This window comes from Rhizobium cauense (assembly GCF_019511525.1).
Classification (GTDB): Bacteria; Pseudomonadota; Alphaproteobacteria; order Rhizobiales; family Rhizobiaceae; genus Rhizobium; species Rhizobium cauense.
This window is the reverse complement of the sequence record NZ_JAEUAT010000002.1, coordinates 177,594-203,300: the sequence shown is the minus strand read 5'-3', so window position 1 is coordinate 203,300 and position 25,707 is coordinate 177,594. Positions and strand designations below refer to the sequence as shown.

General features: G+C 60.4%; 25 protein-coding genes. 12 read left to right on the top strand and 13 right to left on the bottom strand.

Features of this window, described 5'->3' with window-relative positions; all coding sequences use genetic code 11:
* Positions 1 to 6: 6 nt before the first annotated feature.
* The 5 genes from mltG to fabD all read right to left on the bottom strand — a co-directional run bounded on the left by mltG (position 7) and on the right by fabD (position 4,951).
* Complete coding sequence (gene mltG / locus JNB88_RS04135; RefSeq protein ID WP_037134589.1) at positions 7 to 1,242, bottom strand: endolytic transglycosylase MltG; 1,236 nt, start codon at positions 1,240 to 1,242, stop codon at positions 7 to 9.
* 116 nt (positions 1,243 to 1,358) lie between these two features.
* The gene (gene fabF, locus JNB88_RS04130) at positions 1,359 to 2,621 is read right to left on the bottom strand and encodes a beta-ketoacyl-ACP synthase II (protein ID WP_220354410.1); all 1,263 of its coding nucleotides are present in this window, start codon (positions 2,619 to 2,621) and stop codon (positions 1,359 to 1,361) included.
* Between the two features lie 92 nt (positions 2,622 to 2,713).
* Positions 2,714 to 2,950 carry an acyl carrier protein gene (locus tag JNB88_RS04125; RefSeq protein ID WP_003547058.1) on the bottom strand — a complete coding sequence of 79 codons (237 nt, stop codon included), beginning with the start codon at positions 2,948 to 2,950 and terminating at the stop codon, positions 2,714 to 2,716.
* A gap of 289 nt (positions 2,951 to 3,239) precedes the next feature.
* Complete coding sequence (fabG, locus tag JNB88_RS04120; RefSeq protein ID WP_037134586.1) at positions 3,240 to 3,977, bottom strand: 3-oxoacyl-[acyl-carrier-protein] reductase; 738 nt, start codon at positions 3,975 to 3,977, stop codon at positions 3,240 to 3,242.
* A 29-nt stretch (positions 3,978 to 4,006) separates the two neighbouring features.
* Entirely contained in the window at positions 4,007 to 4,951 is a 945-nt protein-coding gene (gene fabD, locus JNB88_RS04115) for an ACP S-malonyltransferase (protein WP_220354409.1), read from the bottom strand.
* A gap of 204 nt (positions 4,952 to 5,155) precedes the next feature.
* Between fabD and JNB88_RS04110 the strand changes: the two genes are divergently transcribed.
* From JNB88_RS04110 to rplI, 6 genes are all read left to right on the top strand, one after another.
* Positions 5,156 to 6,199: an aldo/keto reductase gene (locus JNB88_RS04110; protein ID WP_220354408.1), complete on the top strand. Its 1,044-nt coding sequence runs from the start codon at positions 5,156 to 5,158 to the stop codon at positions 6,197 to 6,199.
* 191 nt (positions 6,200 to 6,390) lie between these two features.
* Positions 6,391 to 8,166 carry an adenylate/guanylate cyclase domain-containing protein gene (locus JNB88_RS04105; protein ID WP_220354407.1) on the top strand — a complete coding sequence of 592 codons (1,776 nt, stop codon included), beginning with the start codon at positions 6,391 to 6,393 and terminating at the stop codon, positions 8,164 to 8,166.
* A 253-nt stretch (positions 8,167 to 8,419) separates the two neighbouring features.
* Positions 8,420 to 8,878 carry a 30S ribosomal protein S6 gene (gene rpsF, locus JNB88_RS04100; protein ID WP_112656099.1) on the top strand — a complete coding sequence of 153 codons (459 nt, stop codon included), beginning with the start codon at positions 8,420 to 8,422 and terminating at the stop codon, positions 8,876 to 8,878.
* Positions 8,879 to 8,890: 12 nt separating this feature from the next.
* Positions 8,891 to 9,139 (top strand): 30S ribosomal protein S18, encoded by a 249-nt coding sequence (gene rpsR, locus JNB88_RS04095; protein WP_007531286.1) that lies wholly within the window; start codon positions 8,891 to 8,893, stop codon positions 9,137 to 9,139.
* 155 nt (positions 9,140 to 9,294) lie between these two features.
* The gene (locus JNB88_RS04090) at positions 9,295 to 10,278 is read left to right on the top strand and encodes a hypothetical protein (RefSeq protein ID WP_037134578.1); all 984 of its coding nucleotides are present in this window, start codon (positions 9,295 to 9,297) and stop codon (positions 10,276 to 10,278) included.
* A 21-nt stretch (positions 10,279 to 10,299) separates the two neighbouring features.
* On the top strand, positions 10,300 to 10,875 hold the full coding sequence (gene rplI, locus JNB88_RS04085; protein WP_220354406.1) for a 50S ribosomal protein L9: 576 nt from the start codon (positions 10,300 to 10,302) through the stop codon (positions 10,873 to 10,875).
* Between the two features lie 59 nt (positions 10,876 to 10,934).
* Here the strand turns inward: rplI and JNB88_RS04080 are convergent, their stop codons facing one another.
* The 3 genes from JNB88_RS04080 to JNB88_RS04070 are packed head-to-tail and all read right to left on the bottom strand — an operon-like array spanning position 10,935 to position 14,151.
* Positions 10,935 to 11,999, bottom strand: coding sequence for an HlyD family secretion protein (locus JNB88_RS04080; RefSeq protein WP_220354405.1), 1,065 nt, complete (start codon positions 11,997 to 11,999; stop codon positions 10,935 to 10,937).
* Between the two features lie 15 nt (positions 12,000 to 12,014).
* Positions 12,015 to 13,697 carry an MFS transporter gene (locus JNB88_RS04075; RefSeq protein WP_220354404.1) on the bottom strand — a complete coding sequence of 561 codons (1,683 nt, stop codon included), beginning with the start codon at positions 13,695 to 13,697 and terminating at the stop codon, positions 12,015 to 12,017.
* Positions 13,698 to 13,707: 10 nt separating this feature from the next.
* The gene (locus JNB88_RS04070) at positions 13,708 to 14,151 is read right to left on the bottom strand and encodes a MarR family winged helix-turn-helix transcriptional regulator (RefSeq protein WP_037134573.1); all 444 of its coding nucleotides are present in this window, start codon (positions 14,149 to 14,151) and stop codon (positions 13,708 to 13,710) included.
* A 341-nt stretch (positions 14,152 to 14,492) separates the two neighbouring features.
* Here JNB88_RS04070 and JNB88_RS04065 point away from each other — a divergent pair, with 341 nt between their 5' ends.
* The gene (locus tag JNB88_RS04065; protein ID WP_037134820.1) at positions 14,493 to 15,986 is read left to right on the top strand and encodes a replicative DNA helicase; all 1,494 of its coding nucleotides are present in this window, start codon (positions 14,493 to 14,495) and stop codon (positions 15,984 to 15,986) included.
* Positions 15,987 to 16,014: 28 nt separating this feature from the next.
* Here the strand turns inward: JNB88_RS04065 and JNB88_RS04060 are convergent, their stop codons facing one another.
* From JNB88_RS04060 to JNB88_RS04050, 3 genes are all read right to left on the bottom strand, one after another.
* Positions 16,015 to 16,317, bottom strand: a complete 303-nt coding sequence (locus JNB88_RS04060; RefSeq protein ID WP_220354403.1) for an AzlD family protein — start codon at positions 16,315 to 16,317, stop codon at positions 16,015 to 16,017.
* The gene (locus JNB88_RS04055) at positions 16,314 to 17,018 is read right to left on the bottom strand and encodes an AzlC family ABC transporter permease (RefSeq protein ID WP_220354402.1); all 705 of its coding nucleotides are present in this window, start codon (positions 17,016 to 17,018) and stop codon (positions 16,314 to 16,316) included. The genes JNB88_RS04060 and JNB88_RS04055 overlap by 4 nt, the downstream gene beginning before the upstream one ends.
* Before the next feature lie 71 nt (positions 17,019 to 17,089).
* Positions 17,090 to 17,911, bottom strand: a complete 822-nt coding sequence (locus tag JNB88_RS04050; RefSeq protein ID WP_220354689.1) for an AraC family transcriptional regulator — start codon at positions 17,909 to 17,911, stop codon at positions 17,090 to 17,092.
* Positions 17,912 to 18,090: 179 nt separating this feature from the next.
* Here JNB88_RS04050 and alr point away from each other — a divergent pair, with 179 nt between their 5' ends.
* Positions 18,091 to 19,257 (top strand): alanine racemase, encoded by a 1,167-nt coding sequence (alr, locus tag JNB88_RS04045; protein ID WP_220354401.1) that lies wholly within the window; start codon positions 18,091 to 18,093, stop codon positions 19,255 to 19,257.
* A gap of 4 nt (positions 19,258 to 19,261) precedes the next feature.
* Here the strand turns inward: alr and JNB88_RS04040 are convergent, their stop codons facing one another.
* Positions 19,262 to 19,897, bottom strand: a complete 636-nt coding sequence (locus JNB88_RS04040) for a LysE family translocator (RefSeq protein ID WP_220354400.1) — start codon at positions 19,895 to 19,897, stop codon at positions 19,262 to 19,264.
* Positions 19,898 to 20,048: 151 nt separating this feature from the next.
* On the opposite strand from JNB88_RS04040, the gene radA reads away from it, so the two are divergent.
* From radA to JNB88_RS04020, 4 genes are all read left to right on the top strand, one after another.
* Positions 20,049 to 21,452, top strand: coding sequence for a DNA repair protein RadA (gene radA, locus JNB88_RS04035; protein ID WP_220354399.1), 1,404 nt, complete (start codon positions 20,049 to 20,051; stop codon positions 21,450 to 21,452).
* A gap of 93 nt (positions 21,453 to 21,545) precedes the next feature.
* Positions 21,546 to 22,178 carry a CvpA family protein gene (locus JNB88_RS04030; protein ID WP_220354398.1) on the top strand — a complete coding sequence of 211 codons (633 nt, stop codon included), beginning with the start codon at positions 21,546 to 21,548 and terminating at the stop codon, positions 22,176 to 22,178.
* Positions 22,179 to 22,349: 171 nt separating this feature from the next.
* Complete coding sequence (purF, locus tag JNB88_RS04025; RefSeq protein ID WP_037134564.1) at positions 22,350 to 23,840, top strand: amidophosphoribosyltransferase; 1,491 nt, start codon at positions 22,350 to 22,352, stop codon at positions 23,838 to 23,840.
* A 73-nt stretch (positions 23,841 to 23,913) separates the two neighbouring features.
* Entirely contained in the window at positions 23,914 to 24,654 is a 741-nt protein-coding gene (locus tag JNB88_RS04020; RefSeq protein WP_220354397.1) for an SDR family NAD(P)-dependent oxidoreductase, read from the top strand.
* A 7-nt stretch (positions 24,655 to 24,661) separates the two neighbouring features.
* Here JNB88_RS04020 and JNB88_RS04015 read toward each other — a convergent pair whose 3' ends face one another.
* On the bottom strand, positions 24,662 to 25,426 hold the full coding sequence (locus JNB88_RS04015; RefSeq protein ID WP_222857920.1) for a glycoside hydrolase family 25 protein: 765 nt from the start codon (positions 25,424 to 25,426) through the stop codon (positions 24,662 to 24,664).
* Positions 25,427 to 25,707: the final 281 nt, after the last annotated feature.

The following is a 25,707-nucleotide window of genomic DNA, read 5'->3' as shown; positions in this document are numbered from 1 at the left end:
CGAAAATCAGTTTGTTTTCTTTTTCTTCTGTGCGGCGGGTGCCGCAGGCGCATCCGACTGCGTCTGGCTTTCGGGCTGCCCGTCGACGGCGATGTTGGGGTCACCCCCCTTGGCCGCTTCCAGTTGCCGCCAGCGCTTGACGTTAGCATTGTGCTCTTCAAGCGTGGCCGCAAAGACATGGCCGCCGGAGCCATCCGCAACGAAGTAGAGATCCTGCGTCTTCCAGGGATTGGCCACAGCCTCCAGAGCGTCACGGCCCGGATTGGCGATCGGCGTGGGAGGGAGGCCCTTGATGACGTAGGTGTTGTAGGGCGTTTCCTTCTTGAGATCCGATTGATAGATCGGACGATCCGTCGGCTTTCCGTCGCCACCGAAGAGGCCATAGATGATCGTCGGATCGGATTGAAGGCGCATTCCCTTGCCCAGGCGGTTGAGGAAGACCGAAGCCACGTGGGCGCGCTCGTCAGGAACACCGGTCTCTTTTTCGACAATGGAAGCAAGGATGATCAGTTCATCCTTCGACTTGAGTTGCAGCGACGGATCGCGCTTGTCCCAGACCTGATCGACGAGTTTTTGCTGTGCAGCGGCCATCTGCTCGATGATTTCGCCGCGCTTTGTCCCACGGGAGAACTTGTAGGTATCCGGGCGCAGACTTCCTTCCGTCGGCAGCACGGTCGGCAGGTCGCCTTCCAGCACGGCATCCTCGTTCAGACGATTGAACATCTGGCGAACAGTGAGGCCTTCCGGGAAGGCGACGGAATAGAGGATCGACTTGCCGGACTTCAGCAGTTCCATGATGTCATTCATGGAAGCGTGCGCCTTGATCTCGTATTCGCCTGCCTTAAGGCTTTCGCCGTCACCGAGATGCGTCGTCGTCAGGTAACGGAAGATGCGCGAATCCGAGATGATGTTGTTGCGTTCGAGGCTTTGGGCGATTTCCGCAATGCCTGCGCCGTTTCGCACGATGAAGTTGGTGTTAGTCTCCAGCGGGCCCGGATTCTGATAGGCATTGATCGCGTAGTAGAACAGGAAGACGGCAGCGGCAAATCCGAGCACGACGAGCGTCATCATAAAGTTCAGGAAGATGACAACCTGACTACGTGCCTTCTTCGAGCGCTTCGGCGGCTCAGGCACACGTTCCGGCCGTAGCGCTTCGCTTGGCGACTTGGGAATGATTGGTCCGCCCTGCGTCGGCTGGCTTTCCTCGCCAATCGTCCCGTTGCTCTGGTTCGTATCGCTCACGGCAATCCTCTAAACTTGGCCTCAGGTCCCGCTTCTTGCTAAGCAATGCGGCAAAATGCAGGTGGGGCCACGCCGCGCAAGGTGCAGCCCCACTGCGAGGACGTCAACGCCTGAACTCAAGCGACGTAGCGGCGAAGCACCAGCGATGCATTCGTACCGCCGAACCCGAAGGAATTCGACAGCGCAACGTTTATTTCCCGCTCGCGCGCCTTATGCGGCACGAGATCGATTGCAGTTTCACGCTCCGGATTGTCGAGATTGAGCGTTGGAGGCGCAATATTATCGCGGATTGCAAGCGTTGCGAAGATTGCCTCGATCGCGCCGGCGGCCCCCAGCAGGTGGCCGGTCGCCGACTTGGTCGACGACATCGAGATCTTGGAGGCTGCATTGCCGACAAGGCGCTCAACAGCGCCGAGTTCGATCGTATCAGCCATCGTCGACGTGCCGTGGGCGTTGATGTAGTCGATGTCGGCTGGCGTCAGGCCGGCGCGCTTCAACGCCATCGTCATGCAGCGCTGTGCGCCTTCGCCATCCTCTGACGGTGCGGTAATGTGATAGGCGTCACCGGAAAGACCATAGCCGACGACCTCGGCATAGATTTTGGCGCCACGGGCCTTGGCGTGTTCCAGCTCTTCGAGAACGACGATTCCGGCGCCCTCGCCCATGACAAAGCCGTCACGATCCTTGTCGTAGGGGCGCGATGCCTTCGTCGGATCATCGTTGTGCTGCGTGGAGAGTGCCTTGCAGGCCGCGAAGCCGGCCAGCGAGATACGGCTGACCGGAGATTCCGTGCCACCGGCAACCATAACGTCTGCATCACCGAATGCGATGAGGCGTGCGGCATCGCCGATTGCGTGTGCGCCGGTCGAGCAGGCGGTAACAACCGAGTGGTTCGGACCGCGCAGCTTGTGGCGGATCGAGACCTGGCCCGATACGAGATTGATCAGACGTCCGGGAATGAAGAAGGGCGAAATGCGGCGTGGGCCCTTGTCGCGCAGCGTATAACCGGCCTCGACAATGCCTTCGATGCCGCCGATGCCAGAGCCGATCAGGACACCCGTGGAGATTTGCTCCTCGTCGGTCTGCGGATGCCAGTTCGCATCGTTGAGCGCCATATCTGCGGCGGCCATGCCATAGATGATGAAGGGATCGACCTTGCGCTGTTCCTTCGGCTCCATCCAGTCGTCGGCGTTGAAGGTGCCGTCGCTGCCGTCGCCAACCGGAATGCGGCAGGCAATCTTTGCGGGGAGATCGTCGACTTCGAATTCAGTGACCAGCCGGGCTCCGTTTTGACCCGCCAGCAAGCGCGCCCACGTCACTTCCGTTCCGCATCCCAAGGGGGATACCATACCGGTACCTGTTATAACGACCCGTCTCATCGACCCCATTCCCCGCCTTTTATGTTCTTGGAGAACCATGCCAGAAATAAAAAGGGCGGACTCCGGGTCCGCCCTTTTTCAAATGCCCAGGATTAAGCCTGAGCCTTTTCGATAAACTTTACAGCATCGCCGACCGTCAGGATCGAGTCAGCAGCGTCGTCCGGAATTTCAACGCCGAATTCTTCTTCGAACGCCATGACCAGTTCGACGGTATCGAGCGAGTCAGCGCCCAGATCGTCGATAAAGCTGGCGCTTTCAACAACCTTGTCGGCGTCGACGCCAAGATGATCAATAACAATTTTCTTTACGCGTTCTGCGATATCGCTCATGTCGGTTTCCTCGACCTTATGTCTGATCAGGATGCCGTATGACATCCCTACCCTGTTTCAGCCTGCGGCGCCCCTTAAAGCCACCTCGGCAAACTCTTTGAACCCGGCTACCAGAAATGTCCCAGGCTTGCACAAAAGCCCGCCGGTCCGTCTGCTTTCTCGGGAGACTGTTCACAGTCATGGCCCGCTTAACACGGTTTAAGTCTGCCGCAAAGCCAGAAAATCAACCCCATAGGGTTGGTCAACACGCTATTGCGGGGAAAATCCGCCCGGAGGGCAGTTTCCCGTTTCAGATCATGGCCATGCCGCCGTTTACGTGCAAAGTCTGGCCTGTCATATAAGCGGCTTCCGACGAGGCGAGATAGGCGACAGCAGAGGCGACTTCCGCGCCCGTGCCCATGCGCTTCATCGGGATCGCTCCCATGATCGCTTCCTTCTGCTTGTCGTTCAGCTTGCCCGTCATGGCGGACTCGATGAAACCAGGCGCCACGCAGTTGACCGTGACATTGCGGGTTGCGATCTCCTGAGCCAGTGACTTGGTGAAGCCGATCATGCCTGCCTTGGAGGCGCAGTAGTTGGCCTGGCCCGGATTGCCGGTGACACCGACGACCGAGGTGATGTTGATGATGCGGCCATAGCGGCGACGCATCATCGGATGGGTCAACTCGCGTGTCAGGCGGAACATTGCCGTCAGGTTCACCTCGATGACGTTGTCCCAGTCCTCATCGCTCATGCGAACGAAGAGACCGTCCTTGGTGATGCCGGCGTTGTTGACGAGGATGTCGACACCCTCGAGATCGGCTTCGGCCTTGACGCCGAGCGCCTTGACTTCGTCGCGGTCCGCGAGATTGGCCGGGAAGATCTTGACGCGATCGCCGAGATCATTTGCCAGAGCCTCCAGCTTCTCGACGCGCGTACCATGCAGGCCGACGATGGCGCCCTGCTTATGCAGGATGCGGGCGATTTCTTCGCCGATGCCGCCGGATGCGCCAGTTACCAAAGCCTTGCGGCCGGAAAGATCGAGCATGGAAGTGTTCCTTGTATTCGTTAAATCTATCAGGCCATCAGGGCGGCAACAGCCGCATCAATATCGGCGGGCGTGTTGACGGCAATGCCGTTCACGGTCTTGTCGATACGACGTGCAAGTCCGGTCAGAACCTTTCCGGAGCCGATCTCGTAGAGGGTCGTCGCGCCGTTGGCAGCAAACCACTCGACGGTCTCGCGCCAGCGAACCTGGCCCGTCACCTGCTCCACCAGCAGCTTTGCAATCTCGTCGGCGTCGGTTACCGGCGCAGCCCGCACGTTGGCGATAACTGGCACGATCGGATTGGACTTCTTCACGCCGGCCAGAGCTTCACGCATCGCGTCAGCAGCAGGCGCCATCAGAGAGGAATGGAAGGGAGCGGAGACAGGGAGCAGGATCGCGCGCTTGGCGCCCTTTTCCGTCGCTATCGCAGCGCCTTTTTCGACCGCTGCCTTCTCGCCCGATATGACGATCTGGCCGCCACCGTTGTCGTTGGCGATCTGGCAGGATCCGACGGCAGAGGCTTCCTCGCAGACAGCGACGACGTCAGCATGTTCCAGACCGATGATGGCAGCCATGGCGCCGACACCAACGGGTACAGCCGCCTGCATGGCATTGCCGCGAATGCGCAGAAGGCGCGCGGTATCAGCAAGCGAAAAGGTGCCGGCCGCACAGAGCGCAGAATATTCGCCGAGCGAATGGCCGGCAACATAGGAGACCTTCGTCTTCAGGTCGACGCCCTTGGCTTCGAGGACACGGATCACTGCCATCGAGACCGCCATCAGCGCCGGCTGCGCGTTGGCCGTCAGGGTCAGCGCGTCTTCCGGACCGTTGAACATGGTCTCCGAAAGCTTTTCGCCCAGAGCTTCGTCGACTTCTTGGAAGACAGCGCGCGCCTCGGCGTAGTTCTCGGCAAGATCCTTGCCCATGCCGACAGCCTGGCTGCCCTGACCCGGAAATGTAAAAGCGATTGTCATCCTATGTCCTTTTTGTGACGGACCTCTGGCTATTGCGCCTCCAATTGACATTCTTTCCCGTAGAGTCAAGTGCCGAACGCCCACGTTCCAAGGCTTTTGCGGCTGCGAGAAAGCGTGTCTTTGCCTCTTGCGCTCGCACGATTCCGGTCTAGATTTGCGCCGTCTTTGACGAATTCGTTTCAAGATCACTTTCAAAGGTTTCAGATGAAATACAAGAAACTTGGCCGCACGGATATTTCCGTGTCCGAAATCTGCCTCGGCACCATGACCTGGGGCACGCAAAATACGGAGGCCGAGGCGCATGAGCAGATGGACTATTCCGTCGAGAAGGGCGTCAACTTCTTCGATACGGCCGAGCTTTATCCGACCACACCGGTTTCCGCCGAAACGCAGGGGTTGACCGAAGACTACATCGGCACTTGGTTCCAGAAGACCGGCAAGCGCAAGGATATAGTGCTCGCCACCAAGGTCGCCGGGCCCGGCCGTTCCTATATTCGTAATGGCGACGGCGCCGACGCGAAAAACATTCGACTCGCGATCGAGGACAGCCTCAAACGCCTGAAGACCGACTATATCGACCTCTACCAGATTCACTGGCCGAGCCGCGGGCATTTCCATTTCCGTCAGGCCTGGCACTACGATCCTTTCAAGCAGGATCGCTCCAAGGCCATCGCTAATATCAACGAGATCCTGGAAACGATGGGTGCCCTCGTGAAAGAGGGCAAGGTTCGCGCCTTCGGCCTCTCCAATGAGACCACTTGGGGCACGCAGAAGTATCTGACGCTTGCCGAACAACTCGGCCTGCCGCGCGTCGCCACGATCCAGAACGAGTACAACTTGCTCTACCGCCATTACGATCTCGACATGGCAGAGCTGTCGCATCACGAAGACGTCGGCCTGCTTGCCTACTCCCCGCTCGCCGGCGGCATCCTGAGCGGCAAATATATCGACGGCGCGAAGCCGGAAGGCTCGCGCGGGTCGATCAACGGCGACCTCGGTGGACGCTTGCAGCCACTGCAGGAGGCGCCCACGAAGGCCTATCTCGAGATCGCAGCAAGGCACGGGCTCGATCCTTCTGCCATGGCGCTCGCCTTTTGCCTGAGCCGCCGCTTCATGGCCTCCGTCATCATCGGCGCGACGACGATGAAGCAGCTCGAAACGGACCTCGGCTCGGTCAGTCTCAAGCTGTCGCACGACGTTCTCGCTGAAATCGAGGCGGTTCATCGCCAGTATCCGATGCCGATCTAGGCCAACCAGGCAACACAACCGCGACCTGGTTTTCTAACGCCAGGTCGCCCCTCTGCAGGTCAGCCGCTGCTGCGTCAGCCACAACGACAAGTTTTGGCAACTTTGCCGGCTCGACAATTTCCTGCTTCTACGTTCCGTCCATTTCGGCTAGGTTTATAGGGCTCTGGCAGCGCCGCAGGGGAGCTCATCCCGTGGAACGGAAGCTCGCAGTCATACTTGCCGGCGACGTTGCCGGCTATAGCCGCCTTGTTGCATCCAACGAGGAAGACGCGCTTGCGACACTGAGCATTTACAGCACCACAATCGGCGATCTCGTTCGAGAGCATGGCGGCCGGGTTTTCGGCAGCGCCGGCGACAGCATCGTCGCGGAGTTCCCGAGCGCAGTGCAAGGCGTTCGCGCTGCCGTTGCCATTCAGCGTGCACTGCATCGACGAAATGCGGACCTGCCGGTGGACAGGCGGATGGAATTTCGCCTTGGACTCAATCTGGGTGACGTCGTTGTCTCGGGCGAAAACCTGCTGGGAGACGGTGTGAACGTCGCCGCGCGCCTGCAGGAAGTGGCGCTCCCTTCCGGCATCTGTATTTCCGGTAGTTTGCGGGAGCAAATCGAGGGGAAGCTCGACTTCCCCCTGGTGCCGATGGGCGACCGCACACTGAAGAATATTCCTCGTCCGGTCCCGGTGCATCGGGTTCATTGGAGTCGAGAGGACCCGGTGGAGGCAGGCGCGCTCGGCGGGCCGCTCAGGCTGCCTGACAAGCCCTCGATCGCCGTGCTCCCCTTCGTCAACATGTCCGATGACCCAGAGCAGGAGTTCTTCGCGGACGGCCTGACGGAGGACATCATCACCGCGCTGTCGCTCTATCGCTGGTTTTTCGTGATCGCGCAGAACTCGTCTTTTGCCTACAAGGGGCGGGCCGTCGATGTGAAGCAGATCGGACGCGATCTCGGCGTGCGCTATATCGTCGAAGGTAGCGTGCGCAGATCGGGCACGAGGGTCCGCGTAACCGGGCAACTTATCGAGGCTGAAAGCGGCGTTCATTTGTGGGCACAGCGCTATGACCGGGAAATCGCAGACATCTTTGCCATCCAGGACGAGCTGACGCAAAACGTCGTCGGCGCCATCGAGCCGGAAATCCTTATCGGCGAGAGTCGCCGGGCACTGCTCAGAACGACCGACAATCTCGACGCTTACGAAAGCCACATGCGCGGCACGTGGCTGCACAACGCTCAGGATACGGCAGAACACTTCACGGACGCCATCATCTGGCACCGTCGGGCAATCGAACTCGATCCCGACTTTGCGCGTGCGCGCATGATGCTTGCCCGCTCCCTCTACGCCCGTTGCTTCCACGGCTTTAGCCACGATGTTGACAGAGACAGCACCGAACTTCGCGCCGAGGCGGAGCGCGCCTTGGCACTCGATCCGCGAGACCCCTACTCGCATTATGCGATGTGTCTTGGCCACTTTGTCGCCCACAATGCACCCGCTGCGGTCGAAGCAGCGCAGCAGGCAATCGACCTGAACCCGAACTTTGCACTGGCGCATATGGCGCTGGGATGGGCCCGCATCTTCACAGGCCACTTCGCGGAGGCCTATGATCCGCTTCATATGGCCCTGCGTCTCAGCCCGCATGATCCTCTCGCCTATCTCATTCTCGACCGGCTGGCACTATCTCACTATCATCTCGGCAATTACGAAGAGGCCATTCACTATTCCGAACGTGGGCTGTCGCTGCGCCGCGCCTATTTCAACCGTGTCGTGCTTCTCGCAAGCCTCGGGCAGCTCAATCGCCAGGATGACGCGCGACGGCTGATACCGGAGATCCTGGCCAACGTGCCGGCGGATCTTGAGCACTACTGGAAGATCCTGACGCCCTATGTTGCCCATACCCACTACGACCATTTCGTCGATGGTTTGCGCAAGGCTGGGCTGCCTTCCCTGAGCTCGCAGCGAGAACATTGCTGACTGTCCCTTGCGTTTCCGCCAGAAATCCGTATAAGCCGCCCTGTTCGCAAACCCGGTCTTCTGGCTGGTGGCTGAACGGAGGGCCGGTTTCCCACGGGAAATCGTTCGGAACGGAAGCGTTCCAGCCTCCCGTGTCTCCGCTCTCGACCGTCTCGGAACGCTTTTCTTGCCTGGGTTTACCCAATCAGGAGCAGTCGTTGAGGCTTAGCCGCCGAATATCGGGTTGAATAAACGCAAGAAAGGCAAAGCTGTCATGGCTCTTTATGAACATGTATTCCTTGCCCGACAGGATATTTCCGCTCAGCAGGTTGATGCCCTCGTAGAACAGTACAAGGGTGTTATCGAAGCTAACGGCGGCAAGGTCGGGCGCGTAGAAAACTGGGGCCTCAAGTCCCTCACCTACCGCATCAAGAAGAACCGCAAGGCTCACTACGTTCTCGTCGACATCGACGCCCCGGCTGCTGCCGTGCAGGAAATGGAACGTCAGATGCGCATCAGCGAAGACGTCCTGCGCTACATGACGATCGCTGTTGAAGCTCACGAAGAAGGCCCGTCTGCCATGATGCAGAAGCGCGACCGCGACGACCGCGGCCCGCGTGAAGGCGGCGACCGTGGTCCGCGCCGCGAGTTCGGCGATCGTCCGCCGCGTCGTGACGGCGACTTCCAGCGTGGCCCGCGTCCTGACCGCGCTCCGCGCGAAGACCGTGCATAAGGAGAACTGAGAATGTCTGAATCTTCCTCCGCACCGGTTCGTCGCCCGTTCCATCGTCGTCGTAAGACTTGCCCGTTCTCCGGCGCAAACGCTCCGCGCATCGACTACAAGGACGTTCGTCTCCTGCAGCGCTACATTTCCGAGCGCGGCAAGATCGTTCCTTCCCGTATCACGGCTGTTTCGCAGAAGAAGCAGCGCGAACTCGCTCAGGCGATCAAGCGCGCTCGTTTCCTCGGCCTGCTGCCGTACGTCGTCGCCTAATCGGCTGACGAGACCGAATCGAGGGAAGGCAGCGATGCCTTCCCTTCTCCCTTTCGCGATGGGCGCGGATCGGAACCTTTAAAACCCATGTTGAGGTCTTTCTGAAACCGATTCAGAAGAACCCTCTAACTGCTTGATGAAGCAGGACAGCGAACGTGAACCAACTGAACACAAAAACGCTAGGCATCGGCGCACTCGCCGGATTGACCGCCGCACTTCTGGTGCTTGGCGCAAGCCTGCAGCCGTCGTTCAGCGCGGTCCTATACGCCGCCTCGGCGCTCCCTATTCTTCTCGTCGGACTCGGCTGGGGCAACATGGCGGCAATCTCTGCCGTTGTTACGGCCGCGGCGGTAGGCGCGATCGCCATCTCGCCGTCGTTCGCGCTGATGATGACGCTGGTCACGCTTCTGCCGGCCGGGTGGCTGAGCCACCTTGCAAACCTTGCCCGCCCCGCTTCCGAACTCGGTGGCCCCGAGCATCTGATGGCCTGGTATCCGCTTTCGGATATCCTGCTGCACCTGTGCGGCCTCGTCACCATCGCTGTCATCGTCGTCGGCGTGATGATCGGTTACGGCCCTGAACTCATCGATCGGCTGGTCGACGTCCTCTTTGGCTCACTCGCCCAGCAGCAGCCCGAATTTTCGCCCGATCCGGCAGTGGCGGCCCAAACCAAGTCGCTGGTTCTGCTCATGCTTCCCGCTATCCAGGGCGGCATGTGGGTCGTCATGCTGTTTGCGGCCTATTACATGGCGACCCGGATCGTCAGCGCATCCGGCCGCGGCCTGCGTCCGCGCGAGGATATTCCCTCAGCGCTGCGCATGAACCGCAATTCGATCTTCGTTTTTCTCGTCGGTCTTGCCGCCACCTTCTTTGGCGGCTTGCCGGCCCTGATCGGAGCAACCGTCGTTGGTGCCTTCGGCGCCGGCTTCCTGCTTTCCGGCTTCGCTGCGCTGCACTTCCGCACGCGCGGTAAGGATTGGCGCCTGCCGGCACTCATCCTCTGCTACCTGGCATCGCTCATCCTGATGGTGCCAGCCTTTTTCATCCTCGTCATGGGCTTGAGCGATACCCGCAAGGCAATCGCACTGACCCCGAACAAGGATGTCGATGCCCCCAAACAGACAGACACGAAAATCTAGAGACACGAAAGGAACACGAACATGGAAGTCATTCTTCTTGAACGCATCTCCAAGCTCGGCCAGATGGGCGAAACCGTAAAGGTTCGCGACGGCTTTGCTCGTAACTACCTGCTGCCGCTCGGCAAGGCTCTTCGCGCCAACGAAGCCAACAAGAAGCGTTTCGAATCCGAGCGCGCAACGCTCGAAGCTCGTAACCTCGAGCGCAAGTCGGAAGCACAGAAGGTTGCCGACGTCCTCGACGGCAAGTCCTTCATCGTCGTTCGCTCTGCTGGCGAAACCGGCCAGATGTACGGCTCGGTCGCTGCTCGCGACGTCGTTGAAATTCTCGCTGCAGAAGGCTTCAACATCGGCCGTAACCAGGTTCACCTCAACACGCCGATCAAGTCGATCGGCCTGCACAAGGTTGAGCTGCAGCTCCACGCTGAAGTTGAAATCCACGTCGAGCTCAACGTTGCTCGTTCGGCTGAAGAAGCTGAGCGTCAGGCCAAGGGCGAAACCCTCACCTCGGTTGACGCCATCTACGGCGTTGACGAAGACGCTCTGCGTCCGGAAGACTTCTTCGATCCGGAAGCCGACCTCGAAGGCGACGAAGCCTAATTTTCCGAGATACAATCTCCGGAAATGTACGAAAGCCCGGCTCGCGCCGGGCTTTCTGCTTATTTGGCTGCCGTGTTCTGTTGGGGAGCAGCGCTCTTGTCGACATCGACGACGACCGAAAGCCCAGGCCCCAAATCCTTGACGGCCGGCTGATCGGGATCAAAGCCGATGCGAACGCCGACGCGCTGCGCAATCTTCACGAAATTGCCAGTCGCATTGTCGGCCTTGATAACCGCGAATTCCGAGCCGGCCGCCGGCGAAAAGCGCTCGACGTAGCCCTTGAGTTTCTGCTTGCCGAGCGCGTCGACCGTGATCGTCACCGGCTGGCCAACCTGCATGCCGTGGAGCTGCGTCTCCTTGAAATTCGCAACGACCCAGACCTCCTCCGGTACGACCGCCATCAGTTGCGTGCCCGCCGTCACATACTGCCCGACGCGCACGCCGACTTCGCCGAGATGACCGTCGCGCGGGGAAACGATCCTGGTATTCTGCAGATCGATTTCCGCCAAGTGTACTGCAGCCTCCGCGCTTGAGACGTTGGCTTCCAGGAGCGAGCGGTTGACGATGATCGTTGCCAGATTTTGCTTGGAAACCTCCAGGGCGGCCTTGGCCTGGTTCACGGCGGCCTTGGCCTGGTCAAGCGTTGCCTGCGCTGCCTCCGTTTCACTCTGCGATGCGACACCGCGGTTGCTGAGGTTGTTGACGCGATCCCAGGTCTGCTGCGCGCGCGTCAGCGATGCGTTCGCGCTATCGATCTGCGCCTCGCTGGAGGCGATGCTCGCCTTGGCCGCCAGCTCGGACTGGCGAGAGTTTTCCAGCGAAGCCTTCTGGCCGTCGAGGGCTGCGCGCGCCTGAGCAAGCTTCTGGGCGTAGATGCGGTCGTCGATCTGCACAAGTGTGTCGCCCTGCTTGACCTGCTGATAGTCCTTCACCGGCACATCGACGACATAGCCGCTCACCTGCGGGCTCATGATCGTGACGTAGCCTCGCACATAGGCATTGTCCGTTGTCTCAACCGACGTGACGAACGGCGGCAGGCGCCATGCATAGAGAACGAGCAGAACGCCAGCTATGCCAGCGAGCACTGCGATGATGGTCGATGGGGACCGAAAGAACTTCGACATGCTGGGACCCTGAGATCACGGTTGAGCGGGAATTGCGCCTGGCTGGCTTATCCGTGGCCAGGGCAGCCTGCGCCACGCCTGATGGAGAAGGATGACAATCAGGCCGAGGACGGAGGCGTAGCCGATCACCAGAAAGGTGTCGTTGTAGGCGAGAATATAGGCCTCGCGACTGACCTGCTGCGAGAGCAGCACGAGGCCTTCGGCATTCAGTAGCGTCTTGTCACCGAGCACCTTTCCGTATGCCGCGCTCATCTGGGAGATCCGTTGAGCCACGATAGGGTTCTGCAACAGGATATGTTCGACGAGCACGTTCGAGTGAAACTTCTCACGGATTGTCACGAAGGTCCCGAGCATCGCCGACGCGAAGAGCGACCCGATGCTCTGCGTGAAGACGAAGATCACCAGGAAGTTAACGATATACTGCATGCCGCGGGCCATGGCCGCCTTGAATCCGTTTGCCATCACGGGCGGAAGAAACATTGCCGCGCCCGCGGCAACCATCGCCTGACTGAGATACATCTGAGGCGGACGGGTCAGGCTTGTGGACTGGCTGTCCAGAAAGGCACCGCCGGCAATAAGGGCAAGCGCCAGCACATGTGCGGTCTCGACGTAGCGCGTGGTCATCAGGAACGCACAGAAAAGCCCTCCAACCACGGACGCAAGGAGGATGATCGCGTAGAGCGTCACGGTCTGGTCGTTCAACAACCCGAGCTGCTGGTAGAAGTTGGCAGCCGTTGACGACTGCTCGGAGGACACGAAGCGGAAGAGCAGCAGGATTCCCGCCATGCGCATATTGGCGCCAGTAAACAGCCAGCGAAAATCGATCAGCGGGTTGGTGCGCGGAAGCTCCATAGCGAGCACAAGCGCAAACGTGCCGACCGATACCGCCAACAGGACACCGATCCACGGCGCCTCGAACCACCAATAGAGCCGGCCGAGCGTCAGTACGACCGCAAGACACCCGAAGCTCGCCGCCAGCAGGAGATAGCTCAGTATGTCGCGCCTCTGTATCACGATAGCGCGCGGGGGGGCGGTAAGCGGCAGCAGATAGATGATTGGGAAAGCTATGAGTGCGAGCCCCATCTCGAACATGTAGAGCGCCTCGTAGCCGCCGAAATGCAGCAGCGGCGGCGAGACGATGCGCGCGACGGGAGAAGCAAACAGCGTGCACATCAGGGCAAGGCTTATGCCGAGCGACAGCTTCCTTTCGGGCGGAAACGGCTCCAGCATGTAAAGGAAACCGAGCGTGGAAAGGGGTGCGGCAGCCATTCCGCTCAATGTACGCACGACGATCGCGGAATGCAGGTCCGTGATGAAAAGGTTGAGAAGCGCTGCGGCTACGAAACAGATGATGCCCAGCTCGGCAAAGCGGCGAAGGCCATATTGGGTGCGGATCTTGAACAGCGCGATCGACATGCTGGCATAAGGCGCCATGTAGGCGGCTGACAGCCAGGAAATCTCCGTTGTGGTCGCGGAAAACGACCCCTGCAGCTGATAGATGTTGGCGGTCAGCAGGTTCATGCCGAGGCCCTGCGTCAGAAAAAGCAAGGCCGAGGCGCCCATATAGAGCGCCACCTTCCAGGGCGGCATCGGTACGCCCGCCGCGGTCGACGGCGGCGGCTGTTGTTGTGCGTCGGGTTTTGCCTCCCCGGCTGGTCTTGGCGCCACATTATCGTTGGCGGTCTGGGCGAGGCTCATCGGCAGGACCTCAAATTCCGCGAATGCCCTGCAGGTTGGCTTGCATGGCCCGGATCACTTCCAAAGTAGTCTTCAGATCACTTTCGGGAATACCGGCGATGACCTGCGCCCGCACTTTCACGGCGATGTCATCGATCTCACCGGCAACGACCTTGCCGGTCTCGGTGATGTGGATTTCCTTTGCCCGGCGATCAGAGCCGGCAACGCGGCGCTCGACGAAGCCCTGCCCTTCCATCGCATCAAGAATCCTGACGAGCGTCGGGGTCTCGAGTTCCAGCCGCTCTGCAAGTTCGCGCTGATTGATACCGTCCTTCTTGTTGAGCGTGAAGAAAACGCGAGCCCGCGGCAACGTCATGTTGCGCTCCCTCACTATCTTGTCGAAGACAGCTCTCAGTTTGCGATTGAAAGCTGCAAGGTCTTCGATCAGCTCACGCCCGAGAACGGGATTTCCCATATATTTCAGCCCTATTTTGTTAGCGCACTAATTATATCTTTACTACCTATCCCGTTTTCCGACATTTTTCAAGAGGTGGCTGCCTGTGTTTGGGTGCAAGTCTCCCCCGGCAGGCTTACACTAACACGCAAGGCACTATCGAAGTGAGTCGTTTCTGGCCGTGTTCCGCAGGTGACACTTTCGGTATTTTTATATCGACCGCAAGTGCGGCTGTGGAGAAGTCGAACAACGGGCAAACCGTCCCGGTATCGACGGCGGCATGCGAAGCACCTCGCTTCCGCACTTGATTTTGTTGCTTGCTCGCGCCACACCCGAAGCTGAAAAAGACAGAACGGATCAAGATGAACGACGTCGCTCGAAAGATTGCCGCCGTTGCTCCCGCGGAGCAGCACTATCGGGAAGCACCCAACAACATCGAAGCAGAACAAGCGCTGCTCGGCGCGATCCTGATGAACAACGACGCCTACTACCGGGTGTCCGACTTCCTGAAGCCGATCCATCTCTACGAACCGCTGCATCGCAAGATCTTCGAAGTTGCCGGCGACATCATCCGCATGGGCAAGATCGCCAATCCGGTCACGATCAAGACCTTCCTCAAGGCGGAGGAAAAGGTCGGCGACATGACGGTCTCCGAATATCTCGCCCGGCTCGCCCGCGAAGCCGTCACCATCATCAATGCCGAGGACTACGGCCGCGCGATCTATGATCTGGCGCTCCGCCGCGCGCTGATCACCATCGGCGAGGACGTCGTCAACATCGCCTATGACGCTCCCCTCGACATGCCGCCACAGGCGCAGATCGAGGACACCGAGCGCCGGCTGTTCGAACTCGCCGAAAACGGCCGTTATGACGGTGGTTTCCAGTCGTTCAACGACGCGGTGGCGCTCGCGATCGACATGGCGGCTGTTGCCAAGGAACGCGATGGCGGCCTATCGGGCATCTCGACGGGCATCCATTCGCTTGATGGCAAGATGGGTGGTCTGCAGCGCTCCGACTTGATCGTGCTCGCAGGACGCCCCGGCATGGGCAAGACCTCGCTTGCGACCAACATCGCCTACAACATCGCCGCCGCCTACGAAGGCGAAGTGCAGGCGGACGGCAGCATGAAGGCAAAGCAAGGCGGCGTCGTCGGCTTTTACTCGTTGGAAATGTCGTCCGAACAGCTCGCCACGCGTATCATCTCCGAGCAGACGGAAGTCTCCTCCTCGAAGATCCGCCGCGGCGACATCAACGACGCGGACTTCGAAAAACTCGTCGCCTGCTCGATGATGATGCAGAAGGTGCCGCTCTACATCGACCAGACCGGTGGTATCTCGATTGCCCAGCTTTCGGCTCGTGCGCGTCGTCTGAAGCGCCAGCGCGGTCTCGATTGCCTAGTGGTGGACTACATCCAGCTCATGACGGGCGCCGGCAAGGGCGATAACCGCGTGCAGGAAATCACCCAGATCACCACAGGCCTGAAGGCGCTCGGCAAGGAACTCAACGTTCCGATCATCGCCCTTTCGCAGCTCTCGCGTCAGGTCGAAAGCCGCGACGACAAGCGTCCGCAGCTTTCCGACCTTCGTGAATCGGGCTCGATCGAGCAGGACGCCGACGTCGTTCTCTTCGTGTTCCGTGAAGAATACTACGTCAAGAACCTCGAACCTCGCGATCCCAATGATCCGAAATATGCGGAATGGGAAGCCTTGTTCGACAAGGTCAAGGGCACGGCCGATGTCATCATCGCCAAGCAGCGTCACGGACCGACAGGTACTGTGAAGCTCGCCTTCCAGTCGGAATTTACGCGCTTCGCGGATCTCGCCGATCCCTCCTTCATCCAGTACGAAGAGCACTGACGCGAAGCTCTCGTCGTGCTCCGAGGGACTACAAGCCTGCGGCTCGCAGGATCGCGACCGTCGCAACCCCAACGGCAACGCTTGCCAGCATCGGCAGGCGGCGTGCTGCGAGCGCCGTGGCAAGGCAGGCTGATGCCTCGGCCCAACCCGTGGCAAATGCGGTGGGGGCGATCACCGCCATCAACACTGCCGGCGGTATCGCCTCGATCGCGGTCCGGGCCTGCTCAGTCATCTCGACATGGCGAATGAGGAGCAGGCCGCTTACCCGCGTCAGCATTGTTGCAACCGCCATGGCGAAGATCGCAAGCAGCGTGTGAATGTCCAAGGTCATACCGTGACCTCCTTCGACTTGCCGGTCCATAGTGCAGCCGCAAGGCCGGCGAGAGCGCCGGCGGCGATGTACCAGACTCCGGGCACGAATTGGTGGACAACAACGGCGGCGAACGCACTCGCGGCCAACACCAATCCAGTCTCGCGGCCCTTCCAGAAACCCATTGCGAGAACCACGAAGACTGCGGGAAAGGCGAAATCCAGCCCGATGGCGGCAGGATCGCCCAGGAAGGCGCCGAGCGATGCTCCAACCATGGTCGAGCCGACCCAGGCCGCGTAGAACGGCATGGCAATGCCTGCGAACCACGCGGGTGTCAGCCGCGCCACACCCGCCCGGAACTCGGCGATCGCCCATATCTCGTCGGCGAGGAACAGCATCGCCGCATATTTCCGCCAACCCGAGAAGGCTTGCAGCTTCACGCCAAGGGATGCACTCATCAGCACGTGGCGGACATTGACCAGCAGGGCGGCAAAGCCGACACCCACCCAGCTTGCCGGATGTGCCCAGATGTCCATGGCGACGAACTGCGAGCCGCCGGCGAAGACGAGCGCACTCATCAGTGTCGCTTCCAGCGTCGAGAGACCCTTCGTTGCCGAAACAGCACCGAAGACGAGGCCAATCGGAATGACAGCGACAACGAGCGGCAGAATTGCCCGCGCTCCGGCAACAAAGTCGCCTGCGGATCGCCTTTGAGTAAGCATCGAAAACCTCCAGAACTCCAAAGTTCGGAGGTGGTAGGCCGTCATGGCGCGGCCGTCTTGAACGAAAGTGATCAGCCGGCGCGATATTGCCCGGGGGTAACGCCAGTGCGCGCCTTGAAGTGGCGGGTGAAGTGCGCCTGATCGGCGAAGCCGCATTGGACAGCAACGTCCGCCGGCGCACTGCCCGCCCGCAACAGCTTGCGCGCTTCGCGAACCCGCTTGTCAGTCAGAAAGGCGTGCGGAGTGATGTGATACTCGCGACGGAAAGCCCGGATGAGATGTGCACGGCTCAAGCCGGCGACGCCAGCCAGTTCCTCAAGCCCGATGTCGCTGTCGAAGTTGTCGGTGAGGTAGTCGCGAGCGCGACCTACCGCCGTACGCTCCTTGGTATCCACGGGCACGACGATGGTGCTGCCGTAGCGCTGGAAGATCGCAGCAAGCACGCGAAACATGCCTTCCTCCGATTCAAGCGCGCCGGCGCCGCTCTCCAGCACCCGATGGGCGGCATGAAAAGCAGCCGCCATCTCGGGATCGCTGAGGAGCTCCTTCGGGAAAGACGGCACGGCATTGAAGGCCTTGCCGGTCACATCCTCGAGGATATCCACGAAGAGCTTTGTATCGGGATATATCATTCGATAGCGATACCCTTCGCCGCCGGGAACGCCGTCATGTACCACGCCTGGGTCGATCAGATAGAGGTCACCTGCGCCAGTCTCCTCGCGAACCCCCTTCATCGTTGCGATCTGCGTGCCGCTTTCGATGGCGCCGATCGAGAAGGTGTCGTGGGCGTGGGGCGCATATTCGTGCGTCAGGAAACTTGCGCTCAGGCATTCCATGTTGCGAAAACGCCGGTCGCGCCAAAACCGCGCCCGTTCAGCGCCGGCAAGCGGCATCGCTTCTGCCGCCTCTTTCTGAGAAACATTCTCCATCAAACCAAACTATCCTAGGTGCGACCGCCGCGTCTTGAACAAAAGTGATCGCGGGCGCGATATCTCCTTGGCTTGCTTTCACTTTGCCTTATTGATCCTTAGACTGCGAGGCGACAAGCACTCACCCATTTTTGTGAAGCACCATGACTGATTTTGTTGATAGTTTCGAAGATGAAGACCCATTCGATTCCGCAGGCCTGCGCCTTACTGTCGATCTGACAGCCTTGACGGAAAACTGGAAGGAGATGGCGCGCCGTTCTGGAAGAGCGCGCGCTGCTGCGGTTGTAAAGGCGGATGCCTACGGTACCGGCATCGAGGATGCCGGCGAGGCGCTTTACCTGGCCGGCGCGCGTGATTTCTTCGTGGCGACTGCCGACGAGGGTGTGACGCTACGACCTTATGCCCCCGACGCCCGCATTTTCGTCCTTTCGGGCATATGGCCCGGGACGGAACGGAAATTCTTCGGATACGATCTGGTCCCGGTGATCTCGTCGGAGGAGCAGCTTGCCTTCTGGATGGCGGTTCTCGCCGATTACGGCGACCATCCTTGCGCGCTTCACATCGACACTGGCTTCAACAGGCTTGGCCTTTCCATGGACGATGCTATCGCTCTTGCCGATGACGTTTCACGTCCAGCAAGTTTTGCGCCGGTGCTCATCATGAGCCACCTCACCTGTGGCGACGACCATTCCTCGGAGATGAACCGGCAGCAGCTTGAATCATTCCGGCAGGTTAGCGCCGCTTATGAAGGTATCGCTTCAAGCCTTGCGGCCTCGGCCGGCGTCTTCCTCGGCAGTGACTATCACTTCGACCTTACCCGTCCAGGCATTACGCTCTATGGCGGAGAGGCAGTCCAAGGCATGAAGAACCCGATGCGGCCGGTCGTGACCGCCGAGGCGCGGATCATCCAGGTTCGGACTGTCACGGCTGGCCAGTTCGTGAGCTACGGCCGCGCCCTGCAACTGACCCGCGACAGCCGACTGGCCGTCGTATCCGCCGGCTATGCCGACGGTTATCTGCGCAGCCAGTCAAGCGGCGGCGTGCCATTGCGACAGGTCGTGCCGCAGGGCGGTCAGGGCTTTCTGGCCGGGCGGAAGGTTCCCATTGCCGGCCGCATCACGATGGACCTGACGATTTTCGACGTCACAGATATTCCGGAAAATGCAGTGCGCGCAGGCGATTACGTGGAACTGTTCGGAAAGAACGTGCTCGTCGACGACGTCGCCCGCTCGGCCGGCACGATCGGCTACGAGATTCTGACCAGCATCGGTCTGCGGCATGAAAGACGCTATCTCGTAGAGGAAGAGTAAGACCTCAGCGCGTCGTCAAAGCCAGCCGCACGCCGAGCGCCACAAGCAGCGCGCCAAGGCCACGATCGAGCCAGAGGCCGATGCTTTTCTTGCGCTTGATGAGATCGGCAAGGCGTCCTCCGGCCAGGATGAGCGGTGGCTCGATGAAGGCGGCCACGGCAATGATGAGCACGCCATGGACTGCGAGTTGCAGCCAGGTCGGTCCGGCGCCCTCGACCACGAACTGGGGCAGGAAGGCAAGAAAGAAGATCGCCACCTTCGGGTTCAAAAGCGAAACGAGGATGCCCTGCCTGTAGACGCGGCTCCATGGCAGGACGTCCTTCGCCGCGCTGACCAGACCGCCCTCGCCCTTCGAGCGCAATGCCTGAATGCCGAGCCAGACGAGATATATCGCGCCGGCCCACTTGACGGCCGAGAAGGCCAGCGCCGAGGCGGCGAGGAGCGCCGACAGTCCGAAGGCTGCCATCGCCACATGCAGGCTGGCACCAGTCCAGATACCGAAGAGCGCCGCAAAGCCGGTCCTCGCTCCGCTCTTGAGGGTGTGGCCGAGAATGAAAGCCATGTCCGGACCGGGCGACAGATTGAGCAGCACCGCCGCGGTCAAGAACGCGATCCAATGCGCAAGCGAGTAATCCAGCATAGTCGTTGCCTCCAAGACAGTGGAGAACAGGTGCACCCAGACACACTTATAGGGAAATCATTAGTTTTGATCGGTGCCGCGAATGATTATTTGAGCCACCAAAGTGATTCGATGCGGCGCGCTGGCGACCATCCAACCGAAAGCATGACTGATGGCGAAGGCCAGGACACAATTCATCTGCCAGAGCTGCGGCGCGGTCCATAACCGCTGGGCAGGCAAATGCGACAATTGCGGCGAGTGGAATACGATCGTCGAAGAAGACCCGATGGGCGGCATCGGTGGCGGACCGGCCAAGACGCCGAAGAAGGGCCGGCCGGTCACGCTGACGACGCTGTCAGGCGAAATCGAGGAAGCTCCACGCATCCACACAGGCATTTCCGAACTCGACCGGGCGCTTGGCGGCGGCTTCGTGCGCGGCTCCGCTGTGCTGATCGGCGGCGATCCCGGTATCGGCAAATCGACACTGCTGATGCAGGGAGCGGCAGCATTGTCACGCCACGGCCACCGCGTCATCTACGTATCGGGCGAAGAGGCGGTCGCCCAGGTGCGGCTGCGGGCGCAGCGTCTGCAGGCCGCCGACACCGATGTGCTGCTCGCCGCGGAAACCAATGTGGAGGACATCCTGGCGACGGTCGCGGAAGGCAAGCGGCCGGATCTCGTCATCATCGACTCCATCCAGACGCTTTGGAGCGAACTGGCCGAATCCGCGCCCGGAACCGTGACGCAGGTACGCACCGGTGTTCAGTCGATGATCCGCTTCGCGAAACAGACCGGTGCGGCCATGGTTCTTGTCGGCCACGTCACCAAGGACGGCCAGATCGCGGGCCCGCGTGTCGTCGAGCATATGGTCGATGCCGTGCTCTATTTTGAAGGCGATCGCGGTCACCACTACCGTATCCTGCGCACCGTCAAGAACCGTTTCGGACCGACCGACGAGATCGGCGTCTTCGAAATGTCGGACAAGGGACTGCGCGAGGTCGCCAATCCGTCCGAACTCTTCCTTGGCGAGCGCAACGAGAAATCGCCGGGGGCCGCCGTCTTTGCCGGCATGGAAGGCACGCGCCCGATCCTCGTCGAAGTGCAGGCACTGGTTGCCCCGACATCGCTCGGCACGCCCCGTCGCGCCGTGGTCGGCTGGGACTCGGCACGCCTGTCGATGATCCTTGCCGTGCTCGAGGCTCATTGCGGCGTCCGGCTCGGCCAGCACGACGTTTATCTGAACATCGCTGGCGGCTATCGCATCTCCGAACCGGCCGCTGACCTCGCTGTCGCGTCGGCTCTGGTTTCCTCGCTCGCCGGTATTGCTCTGCCGGCCAATTGTGTCTATTTCGGCGAAGTCAGCCTGTCGGGCGCCGTCCGGCCGGTTTCACATACGTCCCAGCGCCTCAAAGAAGCCGAGAAGCTGGGCTTTTCTGCCGCACTGCTTCCCTCGGCATCAGCCGACCTGCCGAAGGGTTCCGGCGGTCGTTGGAGCGAGATAGAGAGCCTGCCGGACCTGGTTGCGCGCATTGCCGGGTCGAAAGGTGCGCTGCGACGTGTGGAAGAAGAGGTTTGATCCTTTCATCGCCTACACCGGTGATGTTATAGGAAGCACGCAATGAGGCGCGACCAAGCCGTAGATAAGCGGCGGTCCTGGAGTTGAATTTATATGCCCATTACGATTTTCGACGGTATTGTCATCGGCGTCGTTCTTTTTTCCGCCGTACTTGCAATGGTGCGCGGCTTCTCCCGCGAAGTCCTCTCGATCGCAAGCTGGGGCGGCTCTGCAGCCGCCGCATACTATTTCTATCCATACCTGGTCCCCTACGCGAAGAAGTACACGGATGACGACCGCATCGCGCTCGTGGGTTCAGCCGCGGTGGTGTTCCTGATCGCGCTGATCGTAATCTCCTTCATCACCATGAAGATCGCGGACTTCATCATCGACAGCCGGATCGGCGCGCTGGACCGCACTTTGGGCTTTCTCTTCGGCGCGGCTAGGGGCATACTTCTTCTCGTCGTCGCCGTCGCCTTCTGGAACTGGCTCGTGGACGTGGATCACCGCCCGGCCTGGGTGAACAACGCCAAGTCGAAGCCGTTCCTGGACTCGATGGTCGTCAAGTTGCAGTCCGTACTGCCGGCGGAATTCGCGCAGATGGTGCGAGCGAGCGTGATGGACAAAATTCAGCCGCAGGGCGGCAATACTGAGAGCGGCGACGCGCCGGCGGCATCCGACCAGGCGGCGCCCGCTGAAGATGCAGCGCCCGCCCCTGCAACCGGTGCACAGCAGCCGTCTAATTGACGCAGTGTTCAACAGCTTGACCCGCCACCTGGCAATTGCCATCTGAGCGGAACGTGAATAAAGGTCCGGCCGGGCATCCGCTCTGTCGGGCCTCAGCCGTTTAAAACGCATGATCACGGCGTCATGCTATGGAAAGCCGATCCATTCTTGTGAGAGCAAAGGCCCGCATCGATGAACCAGTCCCATTCCTTGACGCTTAATGACGAATTCGATGGAGACACCCTCCACGAAGAATGCGGCGTCTTCGGCATTCTTGGCCATGACGATGCGTCTACCCTGACCGCGCTCGGCCTGCATGCACTTCAGCATCGCGGGCAGGAAGCAGCCGGTATCGTTTCCTTCGACGGTCTGCGCTTCCACTCGGAACGGCATATGGGCCTGGTCGGAGACCACTACACGGACCCAACCACCCTCGCCCGCCTGCCGGGCAATATCTCCATCGGCCACAATCGCTACTCCACGACAGGCGAAGTCGCGCTCCGCAACGTGCAGCCGCTCTTCGCCGAGCTTGAAGTTGGCGGCATCGCCATCGCCCACAACGGCAACTTCACGAACGGCCTGACGCTTCGTCGCCAGTTGATCGCCGGTGGCGCCATCTGTCAGTCGACCTCCGATACCGAAGTCGTTCTCCACCTCATCGCCCGCTCGCGCTACACCTCGACCGCTGACCGCTTCATCGATGCGATCCGTCAGATGGAGGGCGGCTATTCGATGCTCGCCATGACGCGCACGAAGCTGATTGCGGCACGCGACCCCACGGGTATCCGCCCGCTCGTCATGGGCGAACTCGACGGCAAGCCGATCTTCGCTTCGGAGACCTGCGCACTCGATATCATCGGCGCGAAGTTCATCCGCGACGTCGAGAACGGCGAAGTCATCATCTGCGAGATCCAGCCTGATGGTTCGATCTCGATCGACGCACGAAAGGCCGGCAACGGCCAGCCCGAGCGCCTCTGCCTGTTCGAGTATGTCTATTTCGCCCGCCCGGATTCGGTCGTCGGCGGTCGCAGCGTCTACGTCGCCCGCAAGAACATGGGCATCAACCTTGCCAAGGAAGCGCCCGTCGAGGCTGACGTCGTCGTTCCCGTTCCGGATGGCGGCACACCGGCTGCACTCGGCTACGCGCAGGAAAGCGGCATCCCGTTCGAATACGGTATTATCCGTAACCACTATGTCGGCCGTACCTTCATCGAGCCGACACAGCAGATCCGCGCTTTCGGCGTCAAGCTGAAGCACTCCGCCAACCGGGCGATGATCGAAGGCAAGCGTGTCGTTCTCGTCGATGACTCGGTCGTGCGCGGCACGACATCGCTGAAGATCGTGCAGATGATCCGCGATGCCGGCGCCAAGGAAGTGCATCTGCGCGTCGCAAGCCCGATGATCTACTATCCCGATTTCTACGGCATCGACACGCCTGATCGCGAGAAGCTGCTGGCCAACCAGTACGACAGCCTCGAAGCCATGTGCAAATATATCGGCGCTGACTCGCTGGAGTTCCTGTCGATCAACGGCCTTTATCGCGCCGTCGGCGGCGAGGATCGCAACGATGCCCGCCCGCAGTTTACCGACCACTACTTCACGGGTGACTACCCGACCCGCCTCCTCGACAAGGAAGGCGAAACGATGGGACGCAAGGTTTCCTTGCTCGCGACCAACGGCTGACAGCCATTGTGGCTTTGACATTTGACCAAGGGGCGCTTATTGCGCCCCTTGCTTTTTCAGCTACGGGGGGACCATGACTATCAACCTTGAAGGCAAGATCGCGCTCGTCACCGGCGCATCCCGCGGCATCGGCTATTTCACCGCGCTGGAACTGGCAAAGGCCGGGGCGCATGTGATTGCCTGCGCCCGTACGGTTGGTGGTCTTGAGGATCTCGATGATGCGATCAAGGCCGCAGGCGGCTCGGCGACCCTCGTTCCGTTCGATCTCGCGGACATGAACGCGATCGACGCTCTGGGCGCCTCGATCTTCGAGCGCTGGGGCAAGCTCGACATTCTCGTCGCCAATGCCGGCGTGCTCGGCGTGATCTCGCCGATCGGCCATGTCGAGGCGAAGACCTTCGAGAAGGTGATGAACATCAACGTCACCGCGACGTGGCGCCTGATCCGCTCGGTCGATCCGCTGCTGTCGCGCTCCGAGGCTGGTCGTGCTGTCATCCTCTCGTCCGGTGCTGCGCACAAGTGTCGCCCGTTCTGGGGTCCCTACTCCGCGTCGAAGGCTGCTGTCGAGGCGCTTGCCCGCACGTGGGCCGGCGAAACGCAGCGCACGCCGCTTCGCATCACCAGCGTCGATCCGGGCGCAACCCGCACAGCCATGCGCGCCCAGGCCGTTCCGGGTGAAGATCCCGAGACGCTGCCGCATCCCTCCGAGATCGCCAAGGCGATCCTGCCTTTGGTTGGTCCTGATGTGACCGAGACTGGCAAGCTCTTCATCGTCCGTGAGAACAAGCTGGTCGACTATCGCCTGCCGGAATAAGTATGCGTCAATTGGCGGCCAGTGCCGGGAACAGGTGCGCGAAGCCTGTTTCTGACGGGCAGAGCGCGTTGAGGTCGACGGGACCTTGAATGCCGTCCAACGTACCATTGTCGGCGAACTGCCAGATTGACCAATCCTGGCAATCGTTCTGGCGTGGTTCCTGCGCGATGCTGCGCAGCCAGAGATAGTGATCCGGAAAGCGTGCCTCGTTTCCCTTGAGATACTGATCGAAGAACTGCTGGTTCAGGTAGAAGATCGGCTTGCCTGGATAGGCGCCGTTCAGTTCGTCGAAGAACACTTTGATTTCCAAGCTTAGTTCGTCAACCGTCGGCACCTTGCCGCAGTTGCCGGTGAATTCGAGATCAATCGCGATCGGCAGCGCATCCGCTTCCACCGGCACCGTCTGGATCAGATTACGCGCCTGTTCTCGGCCAGGGCGGCAGAAGGTGAAGAAGTGATAGGCACCGCGCACGATGCCGGCGTCCTTCGCAGCCTTCCAGTTTTCCGTAAAGCTCGTGTCGCGGTGGTCGCCGCCCTCCGTCGCCTTCATGATCGCGAAACGGACCTTCGGCTGACGGGCCAGAGCCTGCCAGTCTATCGCGCCCTGATGATGGCTGATGTCGATGCCCTGTATCGGATAGTCGGCAAGCGTCGGAGGATTGAATGGTGCCATGGCGCGATCGTATGCCAGATAGGATGCGACCGCGACAGCCAGAATCACCAGTCCGAGGATTGTTCGATAGAGGGTTTTCACATCAGGGGTCTTCCGCATTTCCTGGTGCGTTGTAGCAGAATTTTGCGGGGCTCGTGCGAATGGGACCGGGCCGACCCTTCGCTTGTGCTTCGGGCGTTCGTCGCTGCAATCGATTCACTGGATCGATTGCTCCGGCTTACGCCGGACTGCTCCTCACCCCCCTTGACCAAACCCTGTTCCCGCGCCATAAAACCCGCCATGAAAACGGTTATCTGCATTATCTGCCGGAAGATTATTCGCTAGCGCGCTCGCTGGCCTGGCCGTTTTCGTCTCCTGAAAAGTCCAAGATGAGAAACGCC

What these genes read in the sequence shown, in the direction of transcription:
- JNB88_RS04040 (WP_220354400.1), bottom strand. Translation starts at nt 19,897, where the DNA reads ATGCTGGATTACTCGCTTGCGCATTGGATCGCGTTCTTGACCGCGGCG.
- JNB88_RS04125 (WP_003547058.1), bottom strand. Translation starts at nt 2,950, where the DNA reads ATGAGCGATATCGCAGAACGCGTAAAGAAAATTGTTATTGATCATCTT.
- JNB88_RS04070 (WP_037134573.1), bottom strand. Translation starts at nt 14,151, where the DNA reads ATGGGAAATCCCGTTCTCGGGCGTGAGCTGATCGAAGACCTTGCAGCT.
- JNB88_RS04110 (WP_220354408.1), top strand. Translation starts at nt 5,156, where the DNA reads ATGAAATACAAGAAACTTGGCCGCACGGATATTTCCGTGTCCGAAATC.
- rpsF (WP_112656099.1), top strand. Translation starts at nt 8,420, where the DNA reads ATGGCTCTTTATGAACATGTATTCCTTGCCCGACAGGATATTTCCGCT.
- fabD (WP_220354409.1), bottom strand. Translation starts at nt 4,951, where the DNA reads ATGACAATCGCTTTTACATTTCCGGGTCAGGGCAGCCAGGCTGTCGGC.
- JNB88_RS04060 (WP_220354403.1), bottom strand. Translation starts at nt 16,317, where the DNA reads ATGACCTTGGACATTCACACGCTGCTTGCGATCTTCGCCATGGCGGTT.
- rplI (WP_220354406.1), top strand. Translation starts at nt 10,300, where the DNA reads ATGGAAGTCATTCTTCTTGAACGCATCTCCAAGCTCGGCCAGATGGGC.
- fabF (WP_220354410.1), bottom strand. Translation starts at nt 2,621, where the DNA reads ATGAGACGGGTCGTTATAACAGGTACCGGTATGGTATCCCCCTTGGGA.
- purF (WP_037134564.1), top strand. Translation starts at nt 22,350, where the DNA reads ATGAACCAGTCCCATTCCTTGACGCTTAATGACGAATTCGATGGAGAC.
- JNB88_RS04020 (WP_220354397.1), top strand. Translation starts at nt 23,914, where the DNA reads ATGACTATCAACCTTGAAGGCAAGATCGCGCTCGTCACCGGCGCATCC.
- alr (WP_220354401.1), top strand. Translation starts at nt 18,091, where the DNA reads ATGACTGATTTTGTTGATAGTTTCGAAGATGAAGACCCATTCGATTCC.
- JNB88_RS04050 (WP_220354689.1), bottom strand. Translation starts at nt 17,911, where the DNA reads ATGCCGCTTGCCGGCGCTGAACGGGCGCGGTTTTGGCGCGACCGGCGT.
- rpsR (WP_007531286.1), top strand. Translation starts at nt 8,891, where the DNA reads ATGTCTGAATCTTCCTCCGCACCGGTTCGTCGCCCGTTCCATCGTCGT.
- JNB88_RS04075 (WP_220354404.1), bottom strand. Translation starts at nt 13,697, where the DNA reads ATGAGCCTCGCCCAGACCGCCAACGATAATGTGGCGCCAAGACCAGCC.
- JNB88_RS04030 (WP_220354398.1), top strand. Translation starts at nt 21,546, where the DNA reads ATGCCCATTACGATTTTCGACGGTATTGTCATCGGCGTCGTTCTTTTT.
- fabG (WP_037134586.1), bottom strand. Translation starts at nt 3,977, where the DNA reads ATGCTCGATCTTTCCGGCCGCAAGGCTTTGGTAACTGGCGCATCCGGC.
- JNB88_RS04080 (WP_220354405.1), bottom strand. Translation starts at nt 11,999, where the DNA reads ATGTCGAAGTTCTTTCGGTCCCCATCGACCATCATCGCAGTGCTCGCT.
- JNB88_RS04015 (WP_222857920.1), bottom strand. Translation starts at nt 25,426, where the DNA reads ATGCGGAAGACCCCTGATGTGAAAACCCTCTATCGAACAATCCTCGGA.
- JNB88_RS04055 (WP_220354402.1), bottom strand. Translation starts at nt 17,018, where the DNA reads ATGCTTACTCAAAGGCGATCCGCAGGCGACTTTGTTGCCGGAGCGCGG.
- radA (WP_220354399.1), top strand. Translation starts at nt 20,049, where the DNA reads ATGGCGAAGGCCAGGACACAATTCATCTGCCAGAGCTGCGGCGCGGTC.
- JNB88_RS04065 (WP_037134820.1), top strand. Translation starts at nt 14,493, where the DNA reads ATGAACGACGTCGCTCGAAAGATTGCCGCCGTTGCTCCCGCGGAGCAG.